The 24,464-nt window shown below is 73.8% G+C and carries 12 protein-coding genes and 1 pseudogene; 3 read left to right on the top strand and 10 right to left on the bottom strand.

Annotated features, from left to right (window positions below):
* Nucleotides 1–61 precede the first annotated feature (61 nt).
* The 5 genes from ACQP2P_RS09955 to ACQP2P_RS09935 all read right to left on the bottom strand — a co-directional run bounded on the left by ACQP2P_RS09955 (nt 62) and on the right by ACQP2P_RS09935 (nt 7,154).
* Complete coding sequence (locus tag ACQP2P_RS09955) at nt 62–1,051, bottom strand: lysophospholipid acyltransferase family protein (RefSeq protein ID WP_433614904.1); 990 nt, start codon at nt 1,049–1,051, stop codon at nt 62–64.
* Nucleotides 1,052–1,885: a patatin-like phospholipase family protein gene (locus tag ACQP2P_RS09950; RefSeq protein WP_433614902.1), complete on the bottom strand. Its 834-nt coding sequence runs from the start codon at nt 1,883–1,885 to the stop codon at nt 1,052–1,054. It abuts the gene before it with no gap.
* A complete protein-coding gene (locus ACQP2P_RS09945) occupies nt 1,878–3,548 on the bottom strand; it encodes a protein kinase domain-containing protein (protein ID WP_433614900.1) in 1,671 nt (556 codons plus the stop codon). The genes ACQP2P_RS09950 and ACQP2P_RS09945 overlap by 8 nt, the downstream gene beginning before the upstream one ends.
* 201 nt (nt 3,549–3,749) lie before the next feature.
* Nucleotides 3,750–5,009, bottom strand: coding sequence for a glycosyltransferase family 4 protein (locus ACQP2P_RS09940; protein ID WP_433619080.1), 1,260 nt, complete (start codon nt 5,007–5,009; stop codon nt 3,750–3,752).
* 216 nt (nt 5,010–5,225) lie between these two features.
* Nucleotides 5,226–7,154 (bottom strand): amylo-alpha-1,6-glucosidase, encoded by a 1,929-nt coding sequence (locus ACQP2P_RS09935; RefSeq protein ID WP_433614898.1) that lies wholly within the window; start codon nt 7,152–7,154, stop codon nt 5,226–5,228.
* Between the two features lie 221 nt (nt 7,155–7,375).
* Between ACQP2P_RS09935 and ACQP2P_RS09930 the strand changes: the two genes are divergently transcribed.
* A complete protein-coding gene (locus tag ACQP2P_RS09930) occupies nt 7,376–10,021 on the top strand; it encodes an MGH1-like glycoside hydrolase domain-containing protein (protein ID WP_433614896.1) in 2,646 nt (881 codons plus the stop codon).
* A 140-nt stretch (nt 10,022–10,161) separates the two neighbouring features.
* Here ACQP2P_RS09930 and ACQP2P_RS09925 read toward each other — a convergent pair whose 3' ends face one another.
* The gene (locus ACQP2P_RS09925; protein WP_433614894.1) at nt 10,162–12,804 is read right to left on the bottom strand and encodes a putative bifunctional diguanylate cyclase/phosphodiesterase; all 2,643 of its coding nucleotides are present in this window, start codon (nt 12,802–12,804) and stop codon (nt 10,162–10,164) included.
* Between the two features lie 395 nt (nt 12,805–13,199).
* The gene (locus ACQP2P_RS09920) at nt 13,200–13,841 is read right to left on the bottom strand and encodes a hypothetical protein (RefSeq protein ID WP_433619078.1); all 642 of its coding nucleotides are present in this window, start codon (nt 13,839–13,841) and stop codon (nt 13,200–13,202) included.
* Nucleotides 13,842–14,073: 232 nt separating this feature from the next.
* Here ACQP2P_RS09920 and ACQP2P_RS09915 point away from each other — a divergent pair, with 232 nt between their 5' ends.
* Complete coding sequence (locus ACQP2P_RS09915) at nt 14,074–15,708, top strand: FAD-dependent monooxygenase (RefSeq protein ID WP_433619076.1); 1,635 nt, start codon at nt 14,074–14,076, stop codon at nt 15,706–15,708.
* A gap of 590 nt (nt 15,709–16,298) precedes the next feature.
* On the opposite strand, the pseudogene ACQP2P_RS09910 reads toward ACQP2P_RS09915, so the two are convergent.
* Nucleotides 16,299–17,069, bottom strand: a pseudogene (locus ACQP2P_RS09910) (PP2C family protein-serine/threonine phosphatase); the annotation flags it as partial.
* A 63-nt stretch (nt 17,070–17,132) separates the two neighbouring features.
* Between ACQP2P_RS09910 and ACQP2P_RS09905 the strand changes: the two are divergent.
* Nucleotides 17,133–21,614: a LuxR C-terminal-related transcriptional regulator gene (locus ACQP2P_RS09905; protein WP_433614892.1), complete on the top strand. Its 4,482-nt coding sequence runs from the start codon at nt 17,133–17,135 to the stop codon at nt 21,612–21,614.
* A gap of 361 nt (nt 21,615–21,975) precedes the next feature.
* Here the strand turns inward: ACQP2P_RS09905 and ACQP2P_RS09900 are convergent, their stop codons facing one another.
* Both ACQP2P_RS09900 and ACQP2P_RS09895 read right to left on the bottom strand, forming a co-directional pair.
* On the bottom strand, nt 21,976–23,340 hold the full coding sequence (locus tag ACQP2P_RS09900) for a serine/threonine-protein kinase (protein WP_433614890.1): 1,365 nt from the start codon (nt 23,338–23,340) through the stop codon (nt 21,976–21,978).
* A gap of 1 nt (nt 23,341) precedes the next feature.
* The gene (locus ACQP2P_RS09895) at nt 23,342–24,340 is read right to left on the bottom strand and encodes a LacI family DNA-binding transcriptional regulator (RefSeq protein ID WP_433614888.1); all 999 of its coding nucleotides are present in this window, start codon (nt 24,338–24,340) and stop codon (nt 23,342–23,344) included.
* Nucleotides 24,341–24,464: the final 124 nt, after the last annotated feature.

The following is a 24,464-nucleotide window of genomic DNA, read 5'->3' as shown; positions in this document are numbered from 1 at the left end:
CCCCCACGGCGCGCGGCACCGGATCACCGCCCGCGCGGGCGACCCCGGCATACCCGATATTTCACGGGTTGTGGTGATCGATCCAGTCGTCGATCCTGGCCCACCACTCGTAGAGCCACTCGACCCGCTCGTCGCGGCCGGCCGGGATCTGCTCGGGCTCGACCGACCACCAGCGCATCGTGATCGTCAGGTCCAGGGGGAGATGGCGCCAGAGGTCGGCGACCGTGAGCAGCTTGTCCAGGCCGGTGTGCGCGACCCAGATCACCCCGGCCTCGGGCGCGGCGTCCAGCGCGGCCAGGGTGCCGCCCGGCCGCGGCGCCAGCACGTGCCGCATCCGCTGCGCGCGCTCGGCCATCGTCGTCAGCCCCAGGTCCCGCAGCCGCTGGATGGCCCGCTCGCGCCGGCTCGGGGTGAAGTTGCCGCCCTCGGGGAAGAGCACGAGCACGTCGTTCTCGTCGAGGCCGGTCGCCAGGGCCGTGATGTGCTCCTCGCTGTCCGCGGCGACGGTCACGAAGTGGTTCGGCAGGCGGTTGAGCATCACGTCGATGACCGGGTCCCACTGCAGCGTCTGCTTGAGCACGATGCGCGGCTCACGGTCGAACCAGTCGATCAGGGAGTGGACCAGCAGGAACGAGTCGCCGGGGCCGGCGTGGCGGCAGAAGACGAGCTCGGGCTGGCCGGGCGCGGCCACGTCGGGATCGGTGCCGACCACGCGGACCTTGACGCCGAGGGCGAAGCGGGCCTGGTGGTACAGGATCCGCAGGAACGTGCCGGTCAGGACGTAGTGGATGCGCTGGAACCGGGGGCCGCGCAGCCGCCAGCCGAAGCCGCTGGCGACCCACAGCGCGAAGAGCACGACGAGGGCGACGACCTCCAGGAAGAGGTAGACGGCGACCATCCACCCGACCCGCAGCGCGCGGAGGCGGCCGGAGCCGAGCGGGCCCAGCACGGCGGCGAGCAGCAGCCAGACCGGCATGACGGCCAGCAGCACGGTGATGATGACCAGGGCGAGCGGGGTCAGCACGAGCCGGCGGATCCAGCGGGGCGGCATCTAGCCCAGCGCCTCGAGATAGGCGAGGCTCGCCTCGTACGCGCGCCGGATGCGGCCGCGGGCGAGCTCGACCTTGCGGTACGACAGCGGCGAGTCGTCCTTCGGGGAACCGCCACCGGTGGGCAGGACGTGCACCGACACGTCCCCGGGCGCCTCCTGCAGCTCCCGGGCGAAGCGGTGGCGGCGGGCGACCTCGAAGGCGACCTGGGCCACCTCCCACGCGCGGCGGGGCGGGCGCAGGGGCCGCTCGACCCGCCCGACCTGCATCACGAAGACGGTGCGGGCGCCCAGCGCGACCGCGCGCCCGACGGGCACGGAGTTGACGATGCCGCCGTCGATGAAATGCTCCTGCCCCAGGTGTACCGGCGGCAGCAGCCCCGGCACCGCCGAGGACGCGAGCACGGCGTCGATCAGCGGGCCGGACGAGAACCAGTGCTCGGCGGCCCGCTCGATGCTCGCCGCGCAGCACTGGAACGGCACCTGGAGGTCGGCGAACGTGGTGGCCTCGCCGAGCTCGCGCTCGAGCAGGCGCCGCAGCGGGGCCGGCGAGTGCAGGTGGGTGCGCTTGGCGAAACGGCTCAGCTGGCGGGGCAGGGAGTCGCCGTACACCGTGCGCGCCTGCGGCGAGGACCACAGCTCGGTGAGCCGCTCGGCGACGTGCTCGTCCGGGGCCGCGGCCACGGCGGCGCCGTTGAACGCCCCGATCGAGGTGCCGACGATCAGGTCCGGCCGGATGCCGTGGTGCAGCACCGCGCGGACCATGCCGACCTCGTAGGCGCCGAGCACCCCGCCACCGCCGAAGACGAAGCCGACGGGCGCCGTGACCTCACGCATGCCGCTTGCGGCGGGTGCGCTGGGCGGGCGGGGCGGCGCTCTGGAAATACGCGGGCGGGCCGGACTGCCCGGGCTGGGCCGGCCGCCGGCTCGGGTCCGGGTTGCCGTCGGGGTCGTCGGGGTCGAAGCCGCCGGGCGGGCCGCCGCCGGGCGGGGGGCCCTGCGGCCGGCCCGGGGGCGGGCGGGACGCGTCCGGCGGCGCCTGGACGTTCTCGGCGATCGGGGGCAGCTGGTCCTCGGGGCCGCGCATCTCGACGCGCAGGTCGCAGGCGGTGTCGTTGAGCACGAAGTCGCTGGGCGGGCCCGGCCGGCCGCCGTGGCCGTAGACGCCGACGGTGACCGCCTTGCCGGGCAGCAGCGGGGACTGGCCGGTGATCCGCAGGCCGCCGACGCCGGGGGTGTAGGCGCCGGAGCCGTCGACACGGTCGACCTGCTGGCCGCCCCGGAAGAGGAAGACCAGCTCCCACGGGTCGAGCGTGCGGTTGCCGATGTTGGCAACCGTAACGCGAGCCTCGAAGCCGCGCTCGGTGCCGGGCCGGAGAACCGGATGGATGTAGAAGTCGATGTTGCAGCCCGGCTTGGGCGCCCACGGCTTCCAGATGATCATTCCGGTCGTGGCCCCGGCCGCGAGCACGGTCGCCAGGACCGCGACCCAGGCGCGCCGGGCGGTGCGGCCGGGCACGACCCGGTGGTGGCTGCCGCCGCCGGGGCGCCGCACGGCCGGTAACTCCGCGCGCCGGATCGGCGGGGTGTCCTCGCTCGGCGGCGGCGCGTGCACCTCCTGCGTGGAGGAGCCGTCCTCGCCGGGCAGGACCACGTGGATGCCGGTGGCGGCGGCGAGCACGCGGGAGACCTCGGCCGCGGACGGGCGGGCGTCGGGGTCCTTGGCCAGGCACCGGGTGATCAGCCGGGCCACCTCGGCCGGCATGCCGGGGATCTCCGGCAGCGGGTGCGGCGGCTCGTACACGTGGTTGGCGATCATCTGCGTCGGGGTGTCCGCGTGCCAGGGCAGCCGGTCGGTCAGGCAGCGGTAGGCGAGCAGCCCGACGGTGTAGACGTCGGTGGCGGCCACGACCCCGCCGCCGAGCAGCCGCTCGGGGGCCAGGTAGGCGGGCGTGCCGAAGACGGTGCCGTCGCGCTCGTCGTCCGGGTCGTAGGAGCCGGCCAGGCCCGCGACGCCGAAGTCGAGGATCTTCGCCCCGGCCGCGGTGAGCATGACGTTGCTGGGCTTGATGTCGCGGTGGACGATGCCCTTCTCGTGCGCGGCGGCGAGCCCGGCGCCGACCTGGGCGCAGATCTGGGTGGCCCGGCGCCAGGACATCGCCCCGGCGCGCAGCCGCTCGCTGAGCAGCTCGCCCTCGAGCAGCTCCATGACGACGTAGGGGCGGCGGCCGTTGCGGCCGGCGGAGACGTCCCCGGCCTCGCCGTAGTCGTGCACGGCGGTGATGTTGGGGTGCTGCAGGCGGGCGACGACCTGGGCCTCGGAGCGGATCCGCTCGCGGTTGCCCGGCTTGCCGGCCAGCGACCCGGCGAGCAGCTTGACGGCGACGTCCCGGTCGAGCACGAGATCGCGGGCCCGCCACACGACCGCCATGCCGCCGGTGCCGACGGGTGCGATCAGCCGGTATCTGTTGCCGAGGACCTCGTCGGCGCTACCGCTCACCCAATGCCGTCCTGATCGATTCCGGTCGCTTTTCCTGGCAAACCGTACCGGGGATGGAACGCCCTGGCGAGACCCAAAATATGACCGACCCCGGCAAATCCACATGCCGGGATCGGTCCTGTGCGGGTCCCAGCCCGGATTGACTCCGCGAAGCGCCCTCGATCCGGGCTGGGTGCAAATCTGATGTATTTGGGAGGGGGATTACAGCGTCAGCAGGTTACCGTCCGGTACGACGATCTGCGGCCGCCCGTGCTCGAGGAACGCGGCCGCCTGGCGCGCGGCGAACCCCGGCGCCTCGCAGATCGCGGTGCCGTAGACGCTCGCCGTGTCGGCCGCGATCGTGGACCAGCCGTAGCGCTCGCTGACCATGGAGCGGGCCTGCTTGGCGACCCGGCGGGCGAACGGCTCGTCCTCCAGCAGGGTGCCGACCGAGGCGGCGAGCCCGTCGGGGTTCTTGGCCGGGAACGTGACGCCGGTGACGCCGGGCTCGACGATCTCGGCCAGGCCGCCGGTCGCGGCCACGGCCAGCGGCGCGCCGGCGGAGGCGCCCTCCAGCGCGACCATGCCGAACGGCTCGTAGATGCTCGGCACGACGAGCGCGTCGGTGGCGGCCATGAGCGCGGGCAGCTCACCCTCGCCCATGAAGCCGGCGAAGGAGACGGCCCGCTGCAGACGGAGCCGGCGGACCTCCTCGAGCAGCTCGCCCTTGTGCGGGCCGTCGCCGGCGATGACCACGCGCAGCCCGTTGTGCCGGGCCCGCAGCTCGGGCAGGGCCGCGATGAGGTCCTGGACGCCCTTCTCGTAGACCAGGCGGCCGGCGTACCCCAGCAGGGGGCCCTCGCCCGCGAACCGCGCCCGGGCCGCGTTGACCGCCCGCGCCGGGGCCCGCCACACGCTGGCGTCGACCCCGTTGGCGACCACCGACACCCGCGCCGGCGCGAGGTCGAGCAGGCGGGTGACCTCCCAGCGCATGTATTCGGAGCAGACGATGACACGGCAGGCCTCGTGCCCCAGCCACCACTCGACGGAGTGGATGCACTTGTTCATCTCGTCGGGCAGCCAGCCCTGGTGCCGGCCGGCCTCGGTGGCGTGGATGGTCGCCACCAGCGGCAGGTCGAGGCTCTCCTTGAGGGTGACCGCGGTGTGCGTGACGAGCCAGTCGTGGGCGTGGATGACGTCGTACTCCCCCGTCGCCGCGGCCCGCAGCGCGGCCCGGGTCAGGGTGTGGTTGAACGCCATCGTCCAGGCCAGCAGGGTCGACGTGGCCAGCGGGAACAGCGGCGGATCCTCGGCCGCCCGCACGATGCGCACGCCCTCCGCGTATTCCTCCAGCGGCGCGCCGGGCGCGTGCCGCGTGACGACGGTCACCTCGTTGCCGGCCGCCACCAGGGAGGTGGCCAGCGCGTGGACGTGCCGCCCGAGCCCGCCGACGACCACCGGCGGGTACTCCCACGACAACATCAGAATGCGCAACGGTCGTCGTCCTCCGGTCCCGATGGTCTCGCTCACGTGGCCGCCCCCACAGATCGTTGATCAAAACGCTCGCCCATGTACCCCCGCACGGCGCTGCCACACACGCGATTTCTCCCCCGCGTGTGAGCCGTTGGGTGGGTTTGAGACTCATCCTGCCCCGTGAGGGTTACCAAGGCGGCAAATCTCATTTCTAGGGTGTAACGCTCAGCCGACATTCCTCCGGACGCGCAGCACCTCCGCGACCGACCAGGCCTGGAACGGGCACCCCGTGGCACGGTGCGGGGCGTCGCCGTCGGCGGTCTCGCTGACCGAGCCCACGCCCCACTCCCACAGATGCGCCTCGATGCCCTGCAGGAGCTCAGCGTGACGGCCCGGGGCCCCGGCCGCGTGGGCGTCCACGTACGGGCCGAGCATCCAGGGCCACACGGTGCCCTGGTGGTAGGCGGCGTCGCGCCGGGCCGGGTCGCCCGCGTGGACCCCGGCGTATCCCCGCTCCCCGGCCGCCAGGCTGCGCGGCCCCAGGGGCGTGATCAGGGCGGACACGGCCTCCGGGACCGCCCGCCCGCGCATCGGGCCGCGGGGCAGGCTCCACGCGAGCAGCTGGTTGGGGCGCAGCGCCGGGTCGTCCCCGCCGGGCCCGTCGACCACGTCGAAGAGGGGGCCCGCGTCCGGCCGGCCGGTCGCCGAGGGCAACGGCGACGGGATCGGGAACCGGCGCTCGAAGCTCGCCCGGGCGGTGGCGAGCAGGGCCGGGACCGGGCCGGCGGGGCGGCCGGTGCGCTCGGCGAGGGCGGCGATCGCGGCGAGCCCGTTGATCCACAGCGCGTTCACCTCGACCGGCTTGCCGGCCCGGGGTGTGACGGGAATCTCCCCGACCCGGGCGTCCATCCAGGTAAGCGCGACGCCGGGGGCACCCTGGGTGACGAGACCGTCACCGTCGACCCGGATGCCGTAGCGGGTGCCGCGCACGTGGGCCGCGACGACCTCCTCGAGCGCGGGCAGCAGCTCGGCGGCGAGGTCGTCGTCGCCGGTACCGCTGACGTGCCGCTCGATCGCGTGGAGGAACCACAGCGTGGCGTCGACGGTGTTGTGCTCGGTCCGCCCGGTGTCGGCCGTGTTCGCGAGCATGCCGTCGTCGAGGGTCGCGGCGTAGGCCCGCAGCAGCTCGCGGCCCTCGTCGTACCAGCCGGTGCTGAGGAACAGCCCCTCGTAGGCGGTCATGGTGTCGCGCGACCAGGTGCCGAACCACGGGTACCCGGCCACGACGTCGGGCGCGCCCGCGGCCCCCGCGACCACGAAGGCGTCGGCCGCGAGCACGAGCGCGGCGTCGGCCGGGTCGGCCGCGTCGTGGGTCAGCGCGCGGTTGCGCAGCCGGGCCCGCTCCACGATCCGCCCCGCCCCGCGGTGCGCGTCCTCGTCGCCGGCCCAGGCCTCGACCTCGAGGGTGTCGCCGGGCTCCAGGCGGGCGGTGAACCGGCCGGCGCACCACAGGTCCTCGTGCGCGCTCAGGCCCCGGTCGGCCTCGAGGCGGGCGTGGGCGCCGCGGTACCACTGCGAGATCCGCTGGAAGCCGGGCCCGCGCAGGCGGAAGGAGCGCTCGACCACGGCCCCGCCGTCGTGCGCCTCGACGAGCGGCTCCGGCCCCGCGGCGGACCGCTCGCCGTGCGCGTCACGCCAGGTGACCAGGGCCTTGAGCGCCAGGGTGACCGGGCCGGGGGCGCTGACCAGCCGGTGCACGACGCCGAGGTGGGCGCGGCCGTGGACCATCGCCAGCTCGCGCTCGATCACGACCGGGCCGATCCGCCAGCGCCAGCGGGGCAGGCCGTCGACGAGCTCGAAGCGCTCGAGCAGGGTGTGCCCGGCGGGGCTGATCGCGCCGCCGGCCCACTCGTGCACGGCCAGCTCGACCTCGGCGCCCGAGGGCAGGGTCAGCACCGGGTCCAGGGCGGCCAGGGCCAGGTGGCGGCGGGCGGGCTGCCCGGGCTCGGCCACCACCAGCAGGCCGTGGTACCGCCGCGTGCGCAGCCCCGAGACCGTGCCCATCGCGTAGCCGCCGGTTCCGTCCGGGACGAGCCACTCGAGCGCCGCCCCGTGCGCCAGATCACCGCATACCTGCGTGCCGTACACCACCATGCGCACAATCTTGGTGGCTGCGGGTGGCAGGAGGCGACTCGACCCCAGCAGAATTATTGATCAATCGAGCCTGCATCGATCGAGCCGGGGCGACGGCGCCGCGGCGTCCAAGATCCAGGAGGGTGCGGTCGCCAGCTTTTTGGTGTAGGAACAAATGCCACCTATGGGTCGAATGGTCGGGTCTCAACTTGGCCGAAACATGAACAACGGAGAATAGCCGCGTGATCGAGGACGATGGGAACGCCGAGCGCCGGCGGCTGGCCGAAGCCGACAGCGGCGAGCGCCCATGGCGGGGCTGGGGGCCCTACCTGTCCGAGCGAGCCTGGGGCACGGTCCGCGAGGACTACAGCGCCTACGGCAACGCCTGGGACTACTTCCCGCACGACCAGGCCCGTTCCCGCACGTACCGCTGGAACGAGGACGGCATGGCCGGCATCTGCGACGACCGGCAGACGTTCTGCTTCGCGCTCGCGCTGTGGAACGGCAAGGACGCCATCCTCAAGGAGCGGATGTTCGGCCTCGGCGGCGACCTCGGCAACCACGGCGAGGACGTCAAGGAGTACTGGTGGTACACCGACTCCACCCCGACGCACTCGTGGATGCAGTGGCGCTACCACTACCCGCAGGAGGCGTTCCCGTACGACGACCTCGTCGCCGAGAACTGCCGGCGCGGGCGTGGCGAGCCGGAGTACGAGCTCGTCGACACCGGCATCTTCGACGAGGACCGGTACTGGGCGGTCGAGGTCGACTACGCCAAGGCCGGCCCGACGGACATGTGCATCAAGATCCGGATCCGCAACATGGGGCCCGAACCCGCGAGCCTGCACGTGCTGCCCACCCTGTGGTTCCGCAACACGTGGGCCTGGGGGCTGCCCGGCCGCGACTACCGGCCGGAGATCCGCGCCAAGGACAACGGCCTGCTCGCCGAGCACCGCCTGCTCGGCCGCCTGGCGCTGACCGGCGACGGCGCGCCCCGCCCGCTGTTCTGCAACAACGAGACCAACGGGCCGCGGATCTGGGGCAAGCAGGGCGAGGAGTACCCCAAGGACGGCATCGGCGACCACATCATCCACGGCGCCGACAGCGTCAACCCGGCCGGCGTGGGCACCAAGGGCGCCCTGCACTACCTCGTCTCGGTGCCCTCCGGCGGCACGCACGAGATCCGGCTGCGGCTCAACCTCAACGCGCCCGGCGCCAAGGACCTCGCCCCGGCCGACCTCAAGGCCGACTTCGACTCCACGATGGCGCGGCGGCGGGCCGAGGCCGACGAGTACTTCGACGCGCTCGTGCCCGCGGCCGCCACCGCCGAGGAGAAGATGATCGTCCGGCAGGCCGTCGCCGGGCTCATGTGGGGCAAGCAGTTCTTCCACTTCGACGTGGCCCGCTGGCTGCAGGGCGACCCGGTGTCGGAGCCCCCGCCGGACAGCCGCCGCTACGGCCGCAACTCCCACTGGTGGCACATGAACAGCTGCGACGTGCTGTCCATGCCCGACCCGTGGGAGTACCCGTGGTACGCCGCCTGGGACCTCGCGTTCCACTGCGTGGCGATCGCGCGCGTCGACCCCGGCTTCGCCAAGGAGCAGCTGCTGCTCCTGCTGCGCGAGTGGTACATGCACCCCAACGGGCAGATCCCGGCCTACGAGTGGGCGTTCGGCGACGTGAACCCGCCCGTGCACGCGTGGGCCGCCCTGCGCGTGTTCGTGCTCGACGGCTCGCGCGACTTCGACTTCCTCGCCCGGGTGCTGCACAAACTGCTGCTGAACTTCACCTGGTGGGTCAACCGCAAGGACGCCGAGGGCAACAACGTCTTCGAGGGCGGGTTCCTCGGGCTGGACAACGTCGGGCCGTTCGACCGGTCCGCGGCGCTGCCGGTGGGCGGGCGGCTGGAGCAGAGCGACGGCACCGCGTGGATGGCGATGTACGCGCTCAACCTCCTCGACATGTCGCTCACCCTCGCCGTGCACGATCGCGTCTACGAGGACATCGCCGCCAAGTTCCTCGAGCACTTCGCCTACATCGCCGACGCCGCCTACGAGTTCGGGCTGTGGGACGAGGAGGAGGCGTTCTTCTATGACGTCCTGCGCACCGCCGACGGCCACCAGATCCCGCTCAAGGTCCGCTCGGTCGTCGGGCTCCTCCCGCTCACCGCGACCACGATCATCAGCTCCTCGACCCTGCGCCGGCTGCCGGACGTGGCCGCCCGGCTGCGCTGGTTCCTGACCAACAAGCCCGAATACGGCGACGTCGTCGGGGCGAAGAAGAGCCGCGGCGGGCAGCAGCTGCGCCTGCTGTCGATGGTCGGGCCGGACCAGCTCATCCGCATCCTGCAGCGGATGCTGGACGAGGACGAGTTCCTGTCCCCCTACGGCCTGCGCACCCTGTCGCGGGCCCACAAGGACGAGCCCTTCACGGTGCACCTGGGCGACCACGCGTACACGGTGGGCTACGAGCCCGGCGAGTCGACGAGCGGGCTCTTCGGCGGCAACTCGAACTGGCGCGGCCCGATCTGGATGCCGGTCAACTACATCCTCATCGAGGCGGTGCGGCGCTTCGCCGAGTTCTTCGGCGACGACCTGCAGGTGGAGTACCCGGCCCGCAGCGGGCGGATGGCCACCCTGGCGACGGTCGCGGACGACCTGTCGCACCGGCTCGTGAAGCTGTTCCTCAACGACGAGTCGGGCCGGCGGCCCTTCTTCGGCGACGTGGAGCTCTTCCAGTCCGACGGCGCGTGGCACGACCTGCTGCTGTTCTACGAGTACTTCCACGGCGACACGGGCGCGGGCCTCGGGGCGGCGCACCAGACGGGCTGGACGGCTCTGGTGCTCGACCTGATCCTGACCCTGCGGACGCCGCCGGCGGCGACGTAGCTCGCTTCACGGTGCCGAGGACCGCATCTGGGGGCAGGGTGACCAGCGGCGGACCTGGCAGCGTCGGCGCGCCAGCGCCCAGCGGTGTCTGGCGGGAGCGACGGTCCGCACCACCACGGACCCGAGTCATGGCCCTGCGCTCAGAGCATCGGGGCGCGGTGACGTTCGAGGTAGGCCTCGACGTGCTCGGCATGGTCGGGCGGGCTGATCAGGTAGCCCTGGCCGAGCGGGCAGCCCGCCGCGCGCACCACGTCCACGTGCGACCCGGTCTCCAGGCCGCACGCGATGACGTCGATGCCCAGGCGCCGGGCCAGGCCCACGACCACGTCGACGATCGGGGTCGCCGGCCCGCGCCGGCCCGCCGGCTCGCTGAACACCGACTGGTCGATCTTCAGCATGTCGATCGGCAGCCGGCGGAGGTGGGCCAGGGCGGTCGGGCCGGTGCCGAAGTGGTCCAGGGCCGTGCGCACGCCCAGGGCGCGCAGGCCGGCCAGCTGCTCGACGGCCAGGGTGTCGTCGGGCAGGGCGGCCTCCGTCACCTCGACGACCAGGGCCTCCGGCGGCACGTCGTGGGTGTCCAGGGCGGTCGCGACCGTCGGCAGCCAGCCCTCGGCGGCCAGCCGCCGGGCCGAGACGTTGACCGAGACCCACAGGTCCCGCCCGTCGCGGCGCCAGCGGGAGAGCTGGCGGCAGGCCTTGTGCAGCACCCAGGTGCCGATCTCCTCGGCCAGGCCGGTGCCCAGCTCCTCGGCGATGGGCAGGAACTCGGCCGGCGGCACGGTCCCGAGCCGCGGGTGCCGCCACCGCACCAGGGCCTCGGCCCCGACGGGCCGGCGGGTGGCGAGGTCGGCGATCGGCTGGAAGACCACGTCGAGCTCGCCGCGGCCGATGGCGCCGGGCAGCTGCTGCTCGATGTCGGTCCGGCGGACCAGCGCGACCTCGAAGGACTTGTCGTAGCACTCGACCCGGCCGCCGTCGCGGGAGCGGGCGAGCTGGCGGGCGCGGCGGCGGGCGACGTCGGCGTGGCGCAGGGCCTCCTCGGCGGTGCCGGCGCCGAGCAGGTCGGCCACGCCCACGTCCGCGGCCAGGTGCACCGTGTGCCCCGGCAGGTGGAAGGGCTCGGCCAGGGCCGTGGCCAGGCGGGTCGCGAGGGCGAAGGCGTGCACCAGCGGCGCCTCGGTGAGCACGGCGAACGCGGCATCCCCCAGCCGGGCCGGCAGGTCGCGCCCCGCCGTGGCGATGCGCAGGCGCCGGGCCGCCTCGATGAGCACGGCCCCGGCGACCGCCTGGCCGTGCAGGTCCGCGACGCTGGAGAAGCGCTCCAGCTCCAGCACCAGCAACGACCCGGGCCGCCCCTCGTGGCAGGCCTGGCCCGCGGCGGCGACGAACCGGCGGCGGTTCGCGAGGCCGGTCCGGTCGTCGGTCCACGCGACCTCGTCGAGCGTGCGCTGCAGCTGGGCCCGGTCACCGACGTCGCGCACGTGCACGACCAGGCCGGCGACCTCGGGCGCGGTGCGCTGGTCGCTGACCGTCGACTCGGTGTCGCGCCAGCGGCCGAAGCCGTCGCGGAGCCGGGCCTGCACGAGCACGTGCTGGCGGCCGCCCAGCACGGCCCGCAGCGCCCCGGTCACGGGGCCGTGGTCGTCCGGGTGGAGCAGGTCGGTCAGCGGGCGGCCGAGGGCGTCCTGGTCGGACAGGCCGAACTGGCGCGCGGCCGCGGGGCTCTGCCAGCGCACGACGAGGTCGGCGTCGAGCACGATCGTCACGTCGGTCGAGCCGGACACCAGTGTGCGGAAGCGCGCCTCGCGGCCGGCGAGCCTCAGGGCGTACCGGCGGACGTCGCGCGCGGCGAGCAGCTCCCGCACGGCGAGCGCGCCGAACGCGGCCAGGCCCAGCGCCACCGACGTGGCGTCGAACCGGCCGCCGGTGAGCAGGTGGAAGGCCGAGACCGTGACGGCGAGCAGGGCGGGGCCGACGAGCAGCGGGTACGCCGCGAGCGAGCCGCCCTCGTCGAACACCTCCGCGCGCGTCGGCTCGTCGTCGGCCCGGCGGGCGCCGGCGGTGATCAGGAACGGTCCGGCGACCATCGCGAGGCCGGCCAGCACCAGCCCCGCGGTGACGGTCGCGGGGAGCGCGGGCCAGGCGCCGTGGTGGCCGAGGAGCAGCAGGGAGTACACGTCAAGGCCCAGGACGGACAGCGCGGCCCCACCGGCGCAGCCCAGCGCCGCGGGCCGATGCCGCACGGCGCGCATCCCGGTCACGACGGCCACCGCGATGGCCACGGACCCGGTCACGGCCACCGCGAGCCGCAGCGGCGCGGTCCCGCTCGCCGCGCTCTTCAGGGCCAGGACCCAGGCACAGTAAAACAGGCTCACGCCGATGCCGGCCCCGTCGAGCAGGCGGCGCAGCCTGGCCCCGAGGGTCGGAGCGGTGCCGGGGAGCAGCAGCAGGCCGAGCAGGTAGGTCGGGGCGGCGACCAGCGTGGTCCCGGCCGCGATCGGCCCCTGGGGCAGCGCCGGCACCCCCGTCAGGGCCACGCCGGCGCCCGTGACCAGCGCGCCCATGCCGAGGAATCCCGCCCCGCGGCACGGCCCGAAGTCGCTGCGACCGTGATGGATGCGCAGGGCCAGGCGAATCAGCGCCCCGGCGTGTAACAGCGCGGCTCCCGCGGCCGCGGCGGCGACCACGACCAGGCCGAGGACCGGCCCGGTGACGGCGGCGGCGGCGAGGGCCGCGGCCGCGGTGAGCAGGGCGAGCCAGAACGTGCGCGGGTTGCCGATCATCGTAGGGCCGCTTTCGCGAGGGGGAACGCTGGGGATGCGCTCATCCCGCTCAACGACGGGGGTCGCCCGGGGTTACTGGACGGTTCGCTCTTTTTCATGACCTTTGTTTGGGGTTGCTTCCTATGTACCGCTCAGCCAGGCCTCCTCCACCGCTCGACATCTCTTCGCCGCTCGACCACCCGGCCGCTTCGCCGCTGGGCCGCTGGGCCGTTCGACTTCGCCGCTGGGCCGTTCGACCGCTTGGCCGCTTTGGCGCTGGGCTGCTCTGACGCTGGATTGTTTTTGGCGCTGGGTTGTTTTGGCGCTTGGCCGTCTCACCGCGGGGGCCGTTTCGCCGCTCGCCCGCTCCACCGCCCGCCGTCCTCGCAGCTCGGTCGTCCTCGCTGCTCGGTCGCTTACTCTCCGGCCGCGACGATCCGCCGGACCGCGTCGAGGCGGTCGCGGCGCTCCTCGGCGGTGACCGGGCCGCGGATGACCTCGTCCAGCAGCAGGCCGTCGATCAGGCCGATGAGCAGCCGTCCGCGCCGCCGGGAGCCGGTGAGCGCCTCGGCCCGGTCGACAAAACCGTCCGCCAGCCGTGCCGCGGACTCCCCCAGCTCCCTGCGCGCCTGCGGGTCGAGCATGAGCATGAACCGCGCCCGCGCCCGGTGCGAGGTCGCCCAGCGTTCGATCACCGCGGCGAGATCGCGGCCCTCGATCCCGGCGAGGCGCTCGGCGCCGGCGAGACCGCGACCCTCGTCCCCGGCGAAGCGCTCGGCGTCGGCGAGACCGCGACCTTCGATCCCCGCGAAGCGCTCCGCGCCGGCGAGACCGCGACCCTCGGCCCCCGCGAAGCGCTCCACATCGGCGAGACCGCGACCCTCGATCCCGGCGAAGCGCTCCGCGTCGGCGAGATCGAGTTCGGCGATGCGCTCGAGGGCGGCAGTGAGCAGGGCATTGCGCGTCGGAAAGTGATAGCTGCACGTACCTTGCGGCAACCCAGCGCGAGCATCAACAGCACGGTGCGTGAGCGCACGGACTCCCTCATAACCGAGCACTTCGATAGCGGCGTCGGCGAGCCGGCTCTTGCGATCCGCGTCTCGTGGCTTCACAGCCCGGATGCTACAGGTGTAGCGTCTCTTACTACAGCTGTAGCGAATCCCCGCCCGGCACCAAGCTCTACGCCTTTCCACAGCCAGCGCAGTGACGCCCCGGACAGTGCGTTTCCGTTCGCCGGGCCCTCTGTCCACCCATCGGCCTGCACCACCAGCGGCATCCAGGGAGACCGACATGCATGCGATCGTTGTCGGCGCCGGAATCGGCGGCCTGGCCACGGCCCGGGGACTGCGACAAGGCGGCTGGGACGTCACGGTGCTGGAGCGTCAGCCACGGCTGGAGGCGGCCGGCGCCGGGCTGTCGTTGTGGCCGAACGCACTGCGCGCCTTGGACTGGCTCGGCGTGGGCGACCGCGTGAGGGCCGCCGGCGCGCCGATCACGCACGGCGGCCTGCGCACCGCGCACGGCACCTGGCTCACACGCGTGTCGATGTCCGGCCCAATCGTCGTACACCGCGCGGATCTGCACGAAATCCTGGCCGCGGGACTACAAGTGCACACCGGCGTGAACGTCACCGATGTGCACACACTCGAAGCCGACCTGATCGTCGGCGCGGACGGAATCGGGAGTGTCGTGCGCGCGGCGTACGCCCCGGCTGCTCGCATCCGCAACAGCGGCCAGGTGTCATGGCGCGCGGTGACGACAATCGGCCCGGCCACTCCCGGCGGCGGCAGCAGCAGCGAGGGCGAGCGCGGGAGCAGTAGCGGCAACCGCGACGACAACGGCGGCCGCGGCGGCAGCGGCGGCAGCGGCGCCAGCGGCGGCAGCGGCGCCAGCGGCGGCAGCGGCGCCAGCGGCGACGACGGCAACAGTGGCGACGACGGCAGCGGCAGCGGCAGCGACGGCGACGGCGACGGCAGCGACGACGGCACGGGCAACAACAGCGACGGCAACCGCGATGACGGCGGCAGCAGCGGCAACAACAGCGACAGCATTGGCGGCGGTAGCAGCAGCGACCACTGCCGCGGGGGCGATGGCAGCGACGACGGCCGCAGGGGCGACGGGGGCGGGGGCAGCACTGAGGGCGACGGCGGCGGGGACAGCAGCGCCAGCGGGGACGGGGACAGCAGCGGCGGGGACAGCAGCGCCAGCGGGGACGGGGACAGCAGCGGCGGGGGCGGAAGCAGCACCGAGGGCGGCGGCAGCAGCGACGGGGGCGGCGGGGACAGCAGCGCCAGCGGGGGCGGCGGCGAAACCATGGGACCTGGCGGCCTCCGCTTCGGCTACCTCTCCATGGGGAGACGCGGCGTGTACTGGTATGCCGCCGCACCCGCGCCCCTGCGCACCACGAGCCCGGCCGAGCAGCTCAGCGAGCTGAAGCGCCTGTTCGGCGACTGGCACGAGCCGATCCCGCAACTGCTCGCCGCGACCGATTCGCGCACATTGCTGCACCATCCGCTGCTCGATTTGCACCCGGTGGCGCCGATGCGGTTCGGCGAGCGGGTGGCCCTCGTCGGCGACGCGGCCCATGCGATGACGCCGAACCTGGGCCAGGGCGCGTGCCAGGCGCTCGAGGACGCGGTGACGCTGGCCGCGCTCATGCCTCGCGCAACCGCGAACGTGGCGACCCCGTCGGAATTGGGTGCGTTGGTGGCGGGGGCTTTGGCGGAGTACGACAGGATGCGACGGCCGCGGGTGGCGTTTGTTGCACGGCGGAGTTGGCAGGTGGGCCGGCTCGCCGGGGCTCGGGGCGTCGTGGGCGGCGCGGTGCTGCGGACGCTCGCTCGGCTCACGCCCGCGAGGCTCACGGTGCGCGGCGCGGAGCGAATCTCGGCCTGGGAACCGCCCGGGCGAGCCGACGCTCGCTGATCGCGTCGCGGCCGCGCCCGCATGCGCGTTCGACGCGAGCGACGAGACTCGCGCCGCCGATCCCGTCGCAACCCCAGCCAGCGCCCGAGCCCGCACGCGCGTTCGACGCGACAGGCGCTGGCGATCCCGTTGCGACACGGGTCACGGCCGCATCCGCACAAGCGTTCGACGCGAGGGGCGAGGCTGGCGCTGCCGATCCCGTTGCGGCCCGGGTCGCGGATGAGAACGACACACCTATCAGTGCCGCTGGGTGGCGGACCGCATAGCTAACACTCGGCACGCCCCTATCAGTGCTGCCAGCACGCCCGCACATGTGCTCGGCGCGAAGTGGGATCCGGGCGCTGCTCGTCGCGGACGGTCGGTTTGCACACTTCCGCTGTCCGTCTCTGTGTCTGCGCCTTTGCTCGGCGTGAGCGGGATCGGCGTGAGCGGGATCGGCGCGAGCGGGATCAGCGCGAGCGGGATCAGCGCGAGCGGGGAGCCGGGCGCTCGTGGGTCTCGCTGTGGGAGTCGGCCTACGCAGGGAGGCGGGCGTTACTGATCTCGTCGCGGCCCAGCCAGTGGCGGAGGCGGTGGCGCAGGCCTTTGCGCTCGGGTACGTCGTCGCCGACGATGTCCGCCACGACCGCGGTGATGTTGTCCGGGCCGCCCGCGCGCAGGGCGAGGTCCACCAGGCGATCGACGCACTCATCGACGTCTGCGTACTCGCGCAGTGCCTCCTCGATCGTCTCCGCGCGCAAAACGCCCGACAGGCCGTCGCTGCACAGGAGGTAGCGGTCGCCGGCTCGGGCGGCTGTCACGGAGTACATGGGATCGGTCGGCTGGCCCTGGAGCACCCGGCTGACCAGGGAACGCTGCGGGTGGGTGGCCGCCTCGTCGAGCGTGATGCGGCCTTCGTCCACCAGCAACTGTACGTATGTGTCGTCTTTGGTGATCTGCGCGAACTCGTCGCCGCGCAGCAGGTAGGCGCGGGAGTCTCCAATGTGGACCAGGCCGATGCGGTCACCGGAGAACAGGATCGCGGTCAGGGTCGTGCCCATGCCCAGCTTCGCCGGGTCCTCCTCGACCTCGTCGCGGATGCGGCGGTTGGCGTCGGAGACGGCCGTACGCAACGCTGTGAGCAGGTCGTTCCCGGCGAACTCCCCGTCGAGCGGGCCCATCGCCTCGATCGCGAGCCGGCTGGCGACGTCACCCGCTGCCATCCCGCCCATGCCGTCGGCGACGGCGAGGAGCCTGTCGCCCGCGAACACCGAATCCTGGTTGGATGTGCGCACCAGGCCGGTGTCGGTGCGCGACGCCCAATGCAGCGCGAGCGGTTCAGGTCCGCCGTCGACCACGTCCTCTGCGACACCCTCTGCCATGCCTGACAGCGTGCCGTATCGATACGGCGGGCGTCACTACGCACTTGTGCGTATCGTGGCCGCATGCCGACCGCCCCCTTCATCGGACGAGCGGCCCAGCTCGCCGAGATCGAGGCGGCGTGGGCGGCCCGGCGACCGGGGATCGTGCTCATCACCGGCGAGGGCGGCAGCGGCAAGAGCCGTCTGGTCGCGGAGGCTCTGAGACGCCTTGACCTGGCCGGAACGACGGTACTGCGCGGTTCCTCCCGTTCGCAGGGCGCCGCACCGTACGACTGGCTGGCATCGGTCCTGACCGACCGCCCGGCGGCGACGCTCCCGGTCGAGGAGTCGCTGCTCAATCACCTGGCGCAACGATCATTGGACGCCGCCGAGCCCCGACTCGCCCCGGCGACGACATTGCGCGCGGCGGTCGACGTGGTGCGCGCGTTGTTGCGCGGTACTCCCCCATCGAAGCCAAACTCGAACATCGACGACGGCGCCGGGCGCGGCTCGGAAATCAGCTCCGGCATCAGCGGCTCCCGCTCCGGGAGTCGTTCCGGCACCGGCAGCTCCGACTCCGGGAGTCGCTCCGACATCACCGGCTCCGACTCCGGGAGCAGCTTCGGCGTCAGCGGGTCCGGGTCGGGTAGTCGCTCCGACGCAAGCAGCTCCGACTCCGGGAGTCGCTCCGGCACCGGCAGCTCCGGCTCTGGCGTCCTTGACACCACCGGCTCGGGCGACGGCTCCGCAACTCGCGGCCCTGCCACCGGCGGCTTTGGCGACGGAGGTTCCGCTGCATTCGACGGCGGCTTCAGCATCGACCCGAGCGACCCAACGAACACCGACGACGGCGACCACCCCGGCCGCGGCTCCGACGCCGACGGCCCTGGCAACGGGTCACGCAGCAGCGCCGGGACCCGCGTCGGCCCCGGAGGCTCCGTTGGCACCGATGACTCCAGCACGCCTTCCGCCGCTCGCATCGGCGGCGACGGCGCGAGCGGCGATGGCATCGGCGGCGGTGCCAGCGCGAACGGCAGCTCCAGCGCGAACGGCAGTTCCGGCGTGAGCGGCAGTTCGGTGGTGATCGGTAGTTCCAGCGCGAACGGCGGTGGCGCCGGACTCGGGATCATCGTCGTCGAGGACCTGCACGATCTCGACCCGGCCAGTCTCTCGCTCGTCGCCGAGCTCGCGGCCGCGGCCGAGTCGCTGTGTGCGTTCATGCTCGTTACGAGCCGGCCGCCGCAGGAGGCTGCGTTCGCGCCGGCCGCCGCGCGCACATTGCGACGTCTCGGAGGGTCGCCTTCTGTTCTTCGTGTGCATGTCGCGCCGTTCACGGCGCGCGAGACCGCCGAGCTGATCGAGGCCACGTACGGCAGTGCGCCCGCACCCGAGGCCGTGCGCGGCGCGCGGAGGCGCACCGGTGGGAACCCGTTCTGGCTGGCGGAGCTGCTCGCGGCGTACGACACCGCCGACGACCTGCCGGCCGCTCCGCTGCCCGCGCACGTCGTCGGGCTGTTGGTGGAGCCGCTGTCGAGCGAGCCCGCGCTGGTCGGCCGGGTCGCGCGGGCGGCGGCGCTGCTGGGCGACCCCGTGGAGAGCGACGTGCTGTTCCACGTGTGCGGCGGGGACGTCGAGCCCGCGCTGCGCCGGCTGCTCGACCTCGGCCTGTTGCTCATCGCGCCGGACCTGGCGCCGGCCGGGTCGCTGCGGTTCCGGCACCCGCTGCTGCGCGAGGCGCTCGCGGCCGGTGCCATGCCGCGCGAACGCACACGAGTGCACACACTCGCGCGGGGCCTGGCCGTCGAGCTGGGCGACGACGCCGCACTGGCCCGGCATGCGGCATCCCTGGGTCGTACGGCCGAAGCGCGCGCAGCCGCCGCCCGCGGAGCCGCCGCGAGTCTGGCCGCGGGTCTGCCGGAGGCGGCGGTGGAACTGGTCGCGCTGGGCCTGAGCCTGCCCGCGAAACCGAACCGCCCGACGATCCCGCAACCAAACGCACACGATCCGTTGTTCACTGCGCGCAATCCGCACGCTGATGCCGACGCCGCTACCGACGCCTCCGTTGGGGCCGCACCGAACCTCGCCGCCGAGACCGGGGATGCGCGTGGCGAGCACTCCGGCGTGATCGAGGTGGCTGCCGGCGAGACGTCCACGCACACGAATGTGCACGACACGGACGCGAAGGCGCGCGACGTGCACACAAACGTGCGCGACGTGCACGCAGACGTGCCCGACCTGCGCGACCTGCACACAGACGTACGCGACACGCGTGCGAACGTGCACGACACACGCGCGAAGGTGCGCGACGTGCACGCAGACGTGCCCGACCTGCGCGACCTGCACACAGACGTACGCGACACGCGTGCGAATGTGCGCGACACGCGTGCGAAGGTGCACGACGTGCACGCAGACGTGCGCGACACGCACGCGAACGTGTACGACACGCGCGGCGACGGGCCGGGTGGGCGGGAAGATGCGTTTGGCGCGCGACCCCGGATGGCGGTCGATGCGCCCGATGAGGTTCGGGTTGTCCTTGCTGCCGTCGGGGCCGAGGCGGCTTTTGTCGCGGCACGCTTCGAGGATGCGGCGAACTATGCGAGTGACTGGCTGCAGGAAGTACAGCAGACGGATGATCTCGACGGGACCGCTGACGCGCATCGGCGGCTCGCTGGGGTGCGCTGGTGTCTCGGGGACCCGGCCGGGCATCGGCGGTCGCTCGATCGGGCCGCGGCCGTCGGCGGGTCGGCGGCGTCGCGTGCGCGGCAGCGGGCGGCTGAGGCTGAGAGTGCGCTGCGCACCGAGGACGCCGCTCGCGTGCTGCCCCTGGCCGAGGCTGCGGTTGCCGCCGCCGAGCGGGCCGGGGTCGAGATCGCCGCGGCATCCGTCACGCTCGGTACCGCGCTCGCGCTGACCGGGGACTTCGAGCGCGGGGTTGCGCTTTTGCGCGCGGCTCGGCAGCTGGCGGCGCGCGAGCACGATCCGATCACGATCGGGCGCGCAGTGCACAACCTGGTGGCCGTCAGCCTGCCGCGGCTGGGCGAGGTGATGGGTTGGCGGCTGTTCGACGAGGCGATGGCGACTGTTGCACGGTACGGGTTGGAATTCTGCGCGGGTCGGACCACAACGCTCGGAATCGCGCATGCGATGCGCACCGGGGACCTGGCGCGGGCGGAGGCGCTGGTCTGGTCGCGCCTGCCGATCGAGAGCGATCCGGTCGAGCGCGTCCGTTTCACCGCGCGGGCGGGACTGCTCGCTCTTGAGCGCGGTGACGATCCGCTCGCGGTGCGCATGCTCGCTCGCGCGGATGCGGAGGGTCGCGACTCGGGGCTGGTTCGGGTGCTGCGGGTGGCGGTGGCGGCACGGGGGGTACACCCGGCGGATCCCGCCGAGGCATTGCGCGACTGTGTCGGACGGTGCGGGCCGGGTCGGCTGGCCGAGGCCGCGCGCTGGGCGTTGCATGGCGGGGTGCCCGCGGCGGTGGTCGAGGAGCACGTGCCCGATCGGCCCGTCCGGCTGGAACTGCTGCTTGCGGTGGCTGCGGGCCGCGATGCCGACGCGCTCGACCTGCTGCCCGCGGCCCTTGCCGGCGCGGCGGTGAGCGAGGCGAGCGGTCGGGACAGTGCGAATGTGCGCGCCTTCGACGTCGGTGGCTTCGGACCGGGAGGGTTTGGGGCGGGGGGCACGGGGATCATCGGGTTCGTTCCGGGCGCGCGCGGAGTCGGCGATGGAGCCGGCGCCGGGGGCGGAGGCGGATTTGGCGGCGGAGTCGAAGGCGGACGCGGCGAACACGTCGGCGGCGGATACCCCGGCGGCGGACGAGTCGGCGGCGAAGGCGGAGTCGGCGGACGCGGCGGACGCGGCGACGGCGAAGGCAGGGGCGGCGGCGTTGGCGGGGGCGAAGGCAGGGGCGGCGCCGACCAAGGCAGGGGTGGCGGCGTTGGCGGGGGCGGCGGAAGCGGCAGCGAAGGTGGGGTTGGCGGCGTTGGTGGGGGTGGCGGCGTTGGCGGGGGTGGCAGAAGCGGCGGGGGCGGAAAAGGAGTCGGCGAAGTTGGTGGAGGCGGCACTGGTGGAGGCGTAGGCGGCAAGCGTGGTTCGCGTCGCGCGAGGGCCGGGGCTGTCACGTACGGTGTCGGGGCGGACGACGAAATCGGTGCCGCGATGGCGATGGGCGCCGCCGCGATCGGAGACGACGGTGGGCGGGCCGAGGAGGCGGCAGTGCACACGGCCGTCGCCCACGCGCTCGTGCGGCTCGGGCGCGCCGGGGAGGCTCGGCGGCACGCGGAGCGCGCGGTGGCGTTGCTCGCGCACTGGCCCGGATGGCGCCTGGCCGAGGCCGAGACGCTGCTGCACAGCCTGCGCGCTGGTGGTGACCTCACCGCGCGGGAGATCGAGGTGCTCGGGTGCCTCGCCGCGGGGATGACGAACCAGCAGGTCGCGAGCTCGCTCGGGATCTCGGTCCGGACGGTCACCGTGCACGTCTCAAATCTGCTGCGGAAGACGGGTGCGGCTTCTCGGACGGAGGCGGCGCTGTGGGCGGTACGGCACCGGCTGGCTCCTGAGCGCTGACCGGCCCGGGCGCGCTTCCTGGCAGACACCGGGAACCCGCGGACTCGGACATATGCGAAATATCCGATAAGTCGCGGCGCGGAGCGCCCGACTTATCGGACCCACCCGCCCGACCGGCCTGAGCCAAGCCCGCATCCGCATACGCCGGAGACCGAGCCGACCGACCGGCCTGAGCCACGCCCGCATCCGCCGAGACCGAGCCGGTTGACCGGCCTGAGCCACGCCCGCAATCCGCATGAGCCGGAGACGAGAAGAGCGGCAGCCGACTGACCGGCCTGAGCCACGCCTGCATCCGCATGAGCCGGATACGAGATGAGCGGCAGCAGCCGACTGACCGGCCTGAGCCGCGGGCGACGGAGCGTCACGTCGTGAAGGTGCGGCCGAACTGGACCACCGCCGCGTCGAGCTCCTGGTACGCCGCGTCGCTGATCGACTGGTCCCGCGTGCGGTCCGAGAGGTTCCGGCGCAGCGCCTCGATCCGCCGCGCCGCGTCCGTCGAGTCCCACAACAGGTTGTTGACCTGGTTGCGGATGTCCAGCGCCACGTCCGAGCGGATCTCCCCGGCCTGCGAGCGCCGGTCCACGATGTCCAGCACCGCCCTCCCCGCGGCCGGGCGGGTCAGCGGCGGCGACTGGGCCGCCGGCGACGCGGGCGGGCTCGCCGGGCCGCCGGTGGTGGGCGGGCCGGATCGGCGGGCCTGGGTGGTCGGCGTGGGCGTGGACTGGCCGTTGGTGGGGGCCGGCACGACCGACACGAGGATGCTGATCGTCGGTGCGGGGGCCGCGTTCTGGCCGGAGCCGGGGTCCGGGGTGTCGTCGTGGAGCAGGAGCACGGCCAGTACCGCGGCGGCCACCAGGACCGGGACGGCCACCAGCGCCCGGCGGCGGGTGATCAGCGCGGACGTCCCGGACTTCGCCCCGAGGATGCTCGCCATCTCCGCGGCCGTCGGGCGGCGCAGGGGGTCGGCCGCCAGGCAGCGCAGGCACACCGCGGCGGCCGCGGCGGGCAGGCCGGGGACGTTGAGGGCGGGGCGGCGCTCGGCGGCCAGGGCGCGCTCGAGCTCCTCCCAGGTCGCGGCCGGGTAGGGCGGGGCGCCGGTGAGCATCTCGTAGAACAGCACGCCCAGGGCGTAGACGTCGGTCGCGCCGCTGGCGGGGGCGCCGGTGAGGCGCTCGGGCGCGACGTACGGCGGGGTGCCGAACGTCATCGCCTCCTCCCGCTGGCCGATGTCGGCCGCGATGCCGAAGTCGAGCAGGCGCACGCCGTCGGTGGTGAGCATGACGTTCTCGGGCGTGACGTCGCGGTGCACGACGCCGCGGCGGTGGGCGGCGTGCAGGACGTCGGCGACCGTGGCGGCGACCGCGACCGCCTCGGGCACCGGCATGGGGCCCCTCTCGAGGCGCGCGGCGAGGGAGATGCCGTCGAGCAGCTGCATCACCACGTATGCGGCGATGCGCCCGCGCGGGGTGACCGTCTCGCCGTAGTCGTACACGCCGATGGCGTTGGGGTGCTCGATGCGCGCCGCGGCCCGGGCCTCGCGGCGGATGCGGTCGCGCTGGCCGCCGTCGGACGCGATGGGGCCGTCGAGGACCTTGACCGCGACCGTGCGCTCCAGGGTCGAGTCCCAGGCCCGCCAGACGACCGACATGCCGCCCGCACCGACGGGCTGTTTGAGGACGTAGCGGCGGGCGAGGATGTCGCCCTCCCGCAGCTGAGCATCGCGCATCCTATGTGGATGCCCGCACAACGAGCTCGGTCGGCAGGACCGGGTTGCCGCTGTCCGGGTCGAGCAGCAGGGCGGCGGCGACCGCGCCGAGCTCCTCGACGGGCTGGCGGACCGTGGTCAGGGCGGGCGCGGTGAAGGCCGCGAGCGGGGCGTCGTCGAAGCCGACCACGGCCACGTCCTCGGGCACCCGGCGGCCGGACTTGCGCAGCGCCTGGAGGGCGCCGGCGGCCATGGCGTCGGAGGCCACGAAGAGCGCGTCGAGGCGCGGGGTGCGATCGAGCAGCCAGGCGGCGGCGTGGCCACCGGACGGGGTGCTGTAGTCACCGTAGGCGACCAGGGGCTGGCGCCCGGCGGCGATCACGGCCCGGCGGTACCCGTCGAGGCGGTCGGCGGCCGCGGGCGAGTCCGGCGGGCCGGCGATCGTGGCGATGGTCCGCCGGCCCCGCAGGAGTAGGTGCTCCACGGCCTGCCGGGCGCCGTCGCGGTTGTCGACGTCGGCATACGGCACCGAGAGCTCCGGGCGGCCCGCGGAGCGCAGCGGCACCCGGGACGCGGCCAGCGACACGGCGAGCGGGTGCTGCCCGGGCGCGCCGACGAGCAGCACGCCGGCGAGCCCGCCCGCGGTCAGGAACTGGGTGGAGCCGGCCACCGTGCCGCGCGTGGCGGACATGGTGAGCAGCGGCACCCCGCGGGCGGACAGCTCCTCCTCGGCCCCGGCGAGCAGCCGCGCGACGAAGCCGTCGCGGAACAGCCGGGCCGCCGGCTCGAACACGACGGCGGCCACGGGCAGGCCCGCGGCCTGGCGGTCGACCCGGCGCGGGGCACGATGGCGGACGTACCCGAGCTGGGCGATGGCGTCGTGCACCGACACCCGGGCGGAGGTGCTGACCCGCACCCGGCCCGTGAGGACGCGGGAGACGGTGGCGGCGGAGACCCCCGCGGCGGCGGCGACCTCGGTGACGGTGGGTGATGGTGCTGGCTCGGCGGTGTGCTCAGGCATCAAATCTCCTGTGGGAGCGATTCCTGCGGTCAGCGTCAGTCAGAGTTACCGCGATGTCAACTATAGGTTTCGATCACACTTATGAACTTCGCCAGGGCTATCGCTGGCACGGCCGGATAAGGAA

Origin of the sequence: Dactylosporangium sp. CA-139114 (assembly GCF_050955725.1) — a bacterium.
Lineage (GTDB): Bacteria > Actinomycetota > Actinomycetes > Mycobacteriales > Micromonosporaceae > Dactylosporangium.
This window is presented reverse-complemented; position numbering and strand designations above follow the sequence as displayed.